Below are 8021 nucleotides of genomic sequence, written 5' to 3' on the forward strand. Positions count from 1 at the left end.
CTTTCCACAAGCTATTTTATTATACCACCAATGATTCATATTTTTCTATTTACCATGCATTTGCAAAAGAGGAGCTTCAAAAAATTATGTTATTATTATAAAAATATTTTTTTGTAAAGGAAGTGAAACATATGCGTATAGTTATTAAAGTAGGTACAAGTACTTTGGCATACGAAAATACAGGTCTATTACATATTCGTAGAATGAAGCAGTTATGTGAAGTACTGAGCGACATAAAAAATGCAGGGCATGAAGTCATTCTTGTATCCAGTGGAGCCATTGGAATGGGCATGGGAAAATTGGGATTGGATTCTAAGCCGCATGATCTTCCGGGAAAACAGGCTTGTGCAGCCATTGGACAATGTGAATTGATGTATACATATGATTCTTTATTCTCACAATATAATCATATTGTAGGACAAATATTGATTACTAAAGCGGATATTGAAAATGATGATCGAAAAACAAATTTCATCAACACTATGGAACATTTATTAAAAAGAAATGTATTACCTATCGTAAATGAAAATGATACGATTGCGACGGAAGAAATCGTAATTGGAGATAATGATAATTTGGGGGCTATTCTAGCTAAGAATATTCATGCCGATCTATATATTATCTTATCGGACATTGATGGATTGTATGATGATGATCCTCATAAAAATGAAAATGCCCAACTCATTCCTGTCGTCTATGAATTGGATGAAAAGATTTTAAGCTTTGGACAAGGCGTCAACTCGAATGTAGGTACGGGTGGTATGAAGACAAAATTAGAGGCTGCCAAAATCTGTATGGATGCAGGCCTAGATATGATTATCACCAATGGTCAAAAGCCAGATGCTTTATATTCCATTTTAGATAATGAAAGTATTGGTACTCGTTTTATAGCCACGAAAGGAGCCTAATATGACAACTTTACAAATCATGGAAAACGCGAAAAATGCCACTAAATCATTGATGTTGTGTGATGAAGCGAAAAAGAATGAAATTCTTACATCTATGGCACATTCTTTATTAGCTCATAAAGAAGATATTTTAAATGCGAACTCAATTGATTTAGAAAAAGCAGTGGTGAGTGATGTCATGAAGGATCGTTTACGATTGAATGATCAACGATTAAATGATATGGCTCAAGGCATATTGGATGTCGTCAAATTAGAGGATCCAACTGGAAAAGTATTGAATGAAAGAACATTAGAGAATGGTCTAGTCATTCAAAAAGTAAGTGTACCATTAGGTGTGATTGCGATTATTTATGAAAGTAGACCCAATGTCACAAGTGATGCGGCTACTTTATGTATTAAAAGTGGAAATACATGTATTTTAAGAATTGGTAAAGAAGCTTGGAATAGTGCTAATGCGATTGTACAAGCACTACAAGAAGGCATTGAAAAATGTGGTGTAAATCCAAACATTGTACAGTTGATTCAAGACACAACCCATCAAAGTGCCAATGAATTAATGGAAGGAGTAGGCTATATTGATCTATTGATTCCTAGAGGTGGAAAGAATTTGATTTTTCGATGTGTAGAACATGCCAAAGTACCATGTATTCAAACGGGTACAGGCATTTGTCACATCTATGTCGATGAAGAAGTTGATCAAGATATGGCTGTTAAAATCATTGAGAATGCGAAATGTTCTAGACCTAGTGTTTGTAATGCAGAAGAAGTCTTATTAGTGCATTCCAAAGTAGCCAATGAATTCTTACCAAAACTAAAGAAACAATTGGATACATATCCTGTTGAACTCAGATTGGACAAAAGAGCACAAAATATCATTGAAGGCACAAAAGCTACAGAACAAGATTTCGATACTGAATTTCTAGATTATATTCTTGCCGTTAAAATTGTAGATTCTGTAGAAGAAGCCATTGAACATATTTCAAAACATTCGACAAAGCACAGTGAATCCATTTTAACTACAAACAAAGAACACGCCAAACTCTTTACACAATCCATTGATAGTGCAGCTGTATATGTGAATTGTTCAACACGCTTTACAGATGGAGGTCAATTTGGTCTAGGTTGTGAGATTGGTATCTCCACACAAAAGCTGCATGCCAGAGGTCCAATGGGATTAGAAGAATTAACAACTTATAAATACATAGTCCAGGGTAATGGACAAATTCGATAAGCAAAAACAGGCAACTTCTAAATGCCTGTTTTTTTAATCTAAGAAAACGAATAATAATTTGTTAAGTTTATTCCGTCAAGAACTCACTACCTCAATACAATGGTACAACAACACTACATAATTTAACTTATTTAACATTTCTTCAAAATCATTTTGTTCGATTTACTCCGTTTCTTCAAAGTCATTTTATGCATTTAACTCCATTTCTTCAATGTATTACATTATCATTTGTTAATTTGATGGAATTTAGTCAAAAAAAGAGTAGAAGCTGTATCACACAATACAATCTCTACTCCTACAATCACAATTGCAATTTTTCCAACTACATTTTAGAATCATATTCCACTTTAATTACATAACACTGTTTCTTGTAGAAAGATATTCCATAACCAACAGCATTTTCATATTTTTTATATTTATGTTCTTCAAGATATTTTTGTTCAATTATTTGACTTGCGCCTTCTTTGGCATCGTCAATCAAATCATCTTCACTTATTGAATGTTTACACTCAATAAGTACGACTGTACCTAAGATGCTTTCCGGTAAAACACATACATCAAATCTTCCATTTCCAGATTCTCTATTGGATACTACCTCATAATCATTCAACAATCCAACTAGAAATCCATGATAAAAAGATTCTTGATTGTCAAAATAACTAATACTTCTTAATAATATATCATTCAACAATAGATTTACTTTCTTGGCATCTCCATCTACAAGTTCTTGATAAAGCTCATTTTTCTTGCTTGTTGTATAATCCTCAAAATATGACATGAATGATTGTTTATAGATTTCATAAACTTCCTTATTTGGAATCACCAATTCATATTGGTTTTCTCCCCTATCTTTGATGACTTTTAAATAGCCAGTAAGCAATAGAAAACTATATATATTATTGATATTATCCATTTCACGATACGTAAGTTCAGGCTTAATATATTTAATCAGTGACTGACCACTCATTAATAAGTCAAACTCTTTACGCAATTTTTTATCACCATTTTGAATATACTTAACGACAAGATCATTTCCACTGGTATTCGCCCAAAATGAAATTGGTTTAAAAGACACATCTTGCGTTACATTTTTAACATACATAAGTGTACTCCATGGATTATAGATTTCTTTATTACCAAATCGGTATCCATCATACCATTCTTTTACTTCATCCATCTTTTCTGATAGATTATAATCTTTCAACAACTGCTTAACTTCTGATTCAGTAAACCCAAATGATTCACTACTAATATTATTTAGAACAGAATAAGTAGTAAAATTATTCAATCCAGTAAAAATACTTTCCTTAGAAATACGAAGACAGCCTGTCATAACACCTTTTTCTAAAGCATCATTGGTTTTAAGTGCTGAAGAAAAAACACTTCTTAAAAACTCAACCATTTCTTCATAATAATTATTTTGATAGGCAGCCTGTAAAGGAACATCATATTCATCGATTAGAACAATAACTTTTTGTTGATAATAAGTATATAGCGCATTCGTTATGACTCTCAATGAAATTTTTAAATCTTCAATACTAGATGAACGATTATGCAATTTATTTAAAATATCTTTAGTTGTATCCGACAATTGATCCGAAGATAATATTTCTAAGTTTTTTTCTAACAATTCATATATTACATTTGAAAAAGATGAAATTTGCGCATCAAAAGTTAAGCTTTTCATTTCCTTTAAAGAAATAAAAATCGTTGGATATTTATTTTGAACCTTTAAAGCATCCTTATTCTTCGAAATATTTAAGCCATCAAATAGATAAGAGTTTTCTTTCTCATTGATTGAAAAGAAATAATAAAGCATCGACATATTCAGTGTTTTACCAAATCTTCGAGGTCTTGTATACAAAACAACTTGTTCACTTAATACATCCTCAATGAAATTTGTCTTATCCACATAATACGCACTTTTATCAATCATAGTTTTGAAATTTTCAATTCCCGTCGGTAATAATTTCATTCTATCAATTCCTTTCACAGTTATTATACTTTATATTATTAACTTTTTCTTCAATTCCTCATAAGATTTTAAAATTCCTGTAACCCAAAAAAACAACTCCCTTTATCAGAGAGTTGCTCATTCGCCAAATCACTATTACGCTATTTTAGTAAAGCTTAGTTCCTGCAAAAATCTTGTCATCAACCATCAATAAGTTCAAGCCTTCATGTACAGCTGAGATCAACATACCTTCAGAATATATACCTATCATTTTTCTTAGTGATAAGTATGCAATCGCAATGGCATGACACATTATAGCCAGCTATGCCAATTGAAATTTATCTAGTTCTACTCATATTTTTATTTTTTTCTGAAACCAAGAACTTTAAATATGCTTTATAAGTTTTTTCCAATATTTTCTAGTTCTTTTATAGAATCCTTGTTTTTTGCAAGCTCATCACAGTCTGTTGCATAATATGATTTTTGGAAAATCATATCCCATGAAAGATATTTCGCCATGCAGCCAAACTGTTTGTCAATTAACTCATACTGGATACTGTCCACCGGAGAACCTCCCACAACGATTGTTCCAACTTTTTTATTTTTCAACTGCAAACCGCGGCAGTAGCACTTATCAATGATTAACTTCAACTGTGCAGACATTCCCCACCAATATACAGGAGTAGCAAAAAGAATCATATCTGCAGCAGCAATTTTATCAATCGTGGAATTTGTATCATCCTGATCAACACATCCATTTAAACATTGACAGGCACCACATCCCTTACAAGGTGCTATATGAAGTCTATCTGGTTGAATGATTTCAATCTCATTCTTTTTTGATGCCCCTTGTATAAATGCGTCAATCGCTCTCAACGTATTTCCCTTTCTGGCACTTCCATTAATAATGACAATTTTCATGTATATTTCCTCCAACTTCTAATTTCTTGAAATCATTATACTTTTTTCCTCTTATCCTGTCATCATGTTACACCAATCAGAAGTACTTTGCAGAGGACAACATCTGTTGATTGCCAAATTATGTGTGTATGCAGACGATGCTAACTGTTTATAAAGCTAACATCACCCTCCTTGTACTTAGTGTATATAAGGTTTTGGCTTTTACTTGTAGTTTGCGAATATCCGTATAAATAGAAAAAGCCCTTTGAGAAAAGGAATTTTCCTCTCTCTAAGGACTAGCAAACAACTGGATAGTTTATATATAATCAGCTATCTAATAAATTGAATTTACGCTGCAAATAACATTCTATAAATAAAGCTGCTTGATTGTCTGCATATTCAGAAGCGGATGATTCATGATTAACAATTACTATCGTTTCGCTCCATTCCGCACCACTTAAATTATTTAAAAATATTCTAGCATATCTGTTATCTTTTTCTCCTTTTCTACTATCAAATAGTAAATCTGGATTAGTGTAATTTGTTTTCCCAGCAACAATACCATAGTTCTTACCATTAACATTAAAAAACTTTATGTAGGTAAAAAAGCGATTGTTTTCTCCTAGATTTTCCTCGTTTTCTTTATAATATTTCTTTATTTTTTCTTTTGTAGCTTTTTCCATCTTAACAACATTTTCAAAATATAACTTGCTGTTTCTTAACTCTCTAAAAATATATTCCATAGAATACCATTCAAATGGCAACTCAATCCCATAACAAGAAATCGTAAATTTATCTTTATCTGCACCTACATTTTTATTCATATCTTTATCCTGCATAAAATCTTTATTATCATTTCCATTCTTTTTTAAAAATGAGCAACTCACTTTTCAGAGAGTTGCTCTTTGCTTAATTCAATTTAAAACACTTCACTTTACTAGTGTAACCATCTTTTTCTTCTTATTTTTTTGGCGTAAGTTTGGCGTAAATGCGTAAATTTACAACCAAAAATTACTAATTTTTTTAATCCTAGTAAAGCTTAGCACCTGCAGGAATATTGTCATCAACCATCAATAAGTTTAGTCCTTCATGACCATTTTCTTCATGAACAGCTGAGATCAACATACCTTCAGAATTGATACCCATCATTTTTCTTGGTGGTAAGTTTACAATCGTAATTGCAGTCTTTCCAACCAATTCTTCTGGTTCATAATATTCGTGAATTCCGCTTAAGATAACGCGATCTTTACGTTCTCCGTCATCCAAAGTGAACTTTAATAGCTTCTTAGATTTTTCTACAGCTTCACAAGCTAAAATCTTAACAGCACGGAAATCTGATTTTGAGAATGTTTCAAAATCTACCATATCTGTGAAGATTGGGTCAATTTTTACATTAGAAAAATCAACCTTTACAGGTGCAGCTTCCACTGGTTTTTTAGCTTATGCTTTCTTGTTTGAATCCCCTAAGTTCTTCATGTGAGGGAATAATAATACTTCACGAATTGTTCTTTGATCTGTCAACAACATAACGAAACGGTCAATTCCAAGTCCTACACCACCAGTTGGAGGAAGACCATATTCCAATGCTTCTACATAATCTGTATCGACTTCGTTAGCTTCATCATCACCTAATTCACGAAGCTCTAATTGTTTTTCGAAACGTTCTCTTTGATCAATTGGATCATTCAATTCAGAGAATGCGTTCGCATATTCATGTCCACAAATGAATAATTCATAACGATCCGCAAATCTAGGATCCTTCTTATTCTTTTTAGCTAATGGAGAAATGGATGTTGGGTGACCATATACAAATGTTGGTTGTACAATTGTTTCTTCAACATATTTTTCGAAGAATAAGTTGATGATGTGTCCAACTGTATTATGGATCTTTTCAACTTCAATATCATGTTCCTCAGCTAATTTCACAGCTTCTTCATAACTCATATCTTGCCAGAAATCTACACCACAAGCTTCTTTGATCGCATCAACCATGTGAATACGTTTGAAAGGAGCCTTTAATGATAATTGTGTTCCTTGATAAGTAATATCTGTAGTACCCAATACTTCATTAGCTACGGAATCAAATAAACCTTCAATCAAGTCCATCATTCCATGTAAATCACTATAGGCAACATAAGCTTCTACTGTCGTAAATTCAGGGTTATGCATCGCATCCATACCTTCATTACGGAATAGACGTCCAATTTCATAAACACCTTCTAAACCACCAACAATCAAACGTTTTAATGGTAATTCAGTCGCAATACGCAAATAGAAGTCCATATTTAATGCGTTGTGGTGAGTTACGAAAGGTCTAGCACTTGCACCACCTAAGATTGGCTGCATTACTGGAGTTTCAACTTCAACTAAACCTTGACCATCCAAATAGTGTTGAATTGCACGAATGATTTTTGGTCTTGTTAGTGCAATACGCTTAGCTTCTGGATTCATGATCAAGTCTACATAACGACGACGGAAACGCTCTTCAACATCTGTTAAACCATGGAATTTTTCTGGTAAAGGACGAAGAGATTTTGAAAGATGAGTATAGTTTTTAGCACGAACAGACAATTGTCCATGATCTGTCTTCATGACAGTACCCTCAATACCTACAATATCTCCAATATCATTTTTCTTGAAGATTTCATATTGATCATCACCAATTTCATCTTTACGAACATAAATCTGAATTTGACCTTCACGATCCTGAATGTTCATAAAACCAGCCTTACCCTGACGACGCTTAGTCATGATACGACCTGCAATTTTAACTGTTACTTGTAATTCATCTAATTCTTCTTTTGTCTTGTCTTCATAAGATGATTTGATAATACCCGAATTTGAAGTACGATCATAACGAGATCCAAATGGATCAATACCCATGTCAATTAGATCTTGCATCTTCTGACGACGAACTTGTTCTTGTTGCGTTAACTTTTCCATTGTTTTCTCCTGGTATATTGTAATTGACCCATCTAACTGGTCATCTACAATATACTTCTCCTTTCTTTCAACCTTTGATAACCGT

Annotated in this window: 8 protein-coding genes; 2 read left to right on the forward strand and 6 right to left on the reverse strand. The window is 32.7% G+C overall.

Features of this window, described 5'->3' with window-relative positions; translation table 11 throughout:
• Window positions 1-131: 131 nt before the first annotated feature.
• Both proB and Q0E86_RS10835 read left to right on the forward strand, forming a co-directional pair.
• Entirely contained in the window at window positions 132-908 is a 777-nt protein-coding gene (gene proB / locus Q0E86_RS10830) for a glutamate 5-kinase (RefSeq protein WP_295757098.1), read from the forward strand.
• A gap of 1 nt (window position 909) precedes the next feature.
• Entirely contained in the window at window positions 910-2139 is a 1230-nt protein-coding gene (locus Q0E86_RS10835; protein ID WP_295757101.1) for a glutamate-5-semialdehyde dehydrogenase, read from the forward strand.
• 322 nt (window positions 2140-2461) lie between these two features.
• On the opposite strand, the gene Q0E86_RS10840 is transcribed toward Q0E86_RS10835, so the two are convergent.
• The 6 genes from Q0E86_RS10840 to lysS form a co-directional block, all read right to left on the reverse strand.
• Window positions 2462-4114 (reverse strand): AAA family ATPase, encoded by a 1653-nt coding sequence (locus Q0E86_RS10840; RefSeq protein WP_295757104.1) that lies wholly within the window; start codon window positions 4112-4114, stop codon window positions 2462-2464.
• A 145-nt stretch (window positions 4115-4259) separates the two neighbouring features.
• Window positions 4260-4406, reverse strand: a complete 147-nt coding sequence (locus tag Q0E86_RS10845) for a hypothetical protein (RefSeq protein ID WP_295757107.1) — start codon at window positions 4404-4406, stop codon at window positions 4260-4262.
• Between the two features lie 83 nt (window positions 4407-4489).
• A complete protein-coding gene (locus Q0E86_RS10850; protein ID WP_295757109.1) occupies window positions 4490-5014 on the reverse strand; it encodes a flavodoxin family protein in 525 nt (174 codons plus the stop codon).
• Between the two features lie 305 nt (window positions 5015-5319).
• Window positions 5320-5817 (reverse strand): hypothetical protein, encoded by a 498-nt coding sequence (locus Q0E86_RS10855; protein ID WP_295757110.1) that lies wholly within the window; start codon window positions 5815-5817, stop codon window positions 5320-5322.
• Window positions 5818-6022: 205 nt separating this feature from the next.
• Window positions 6023-6421: a methionine--tRNA ligase subunit beta gene (gene metG / locus Q0E86_RS10860; protein WP_295757112.1), complete on the reverse strand. Its 399-nt coding sequence runs from the start codon at window positions 6419-6421 to the stop codon at window positions 6023-6025.
• A gap of 12 nt (window positions 6422-6433) precedes the next feature.
• Entirely contained in the window at window positions 6434-7936 is a 1503-nt protein-coding gene (lysS, locus tag Q0E86_RS10865; protein ID WP_295757113.1) for a lysine--tRNA ligase, read from the reverse strand.
• Between the last annotated feature and the right edge of the window lie 85 nt (window positions 7937-8021).

The sequence above is a fragment of the uncultured Holdemanella sp. genome (assembly GCF_934754935.1).
GTDB lineage: Bacteria > Bacillota_I > Bacilli_A > Erysipelotrichales > Erysipelotrichaceae > Holdemanella.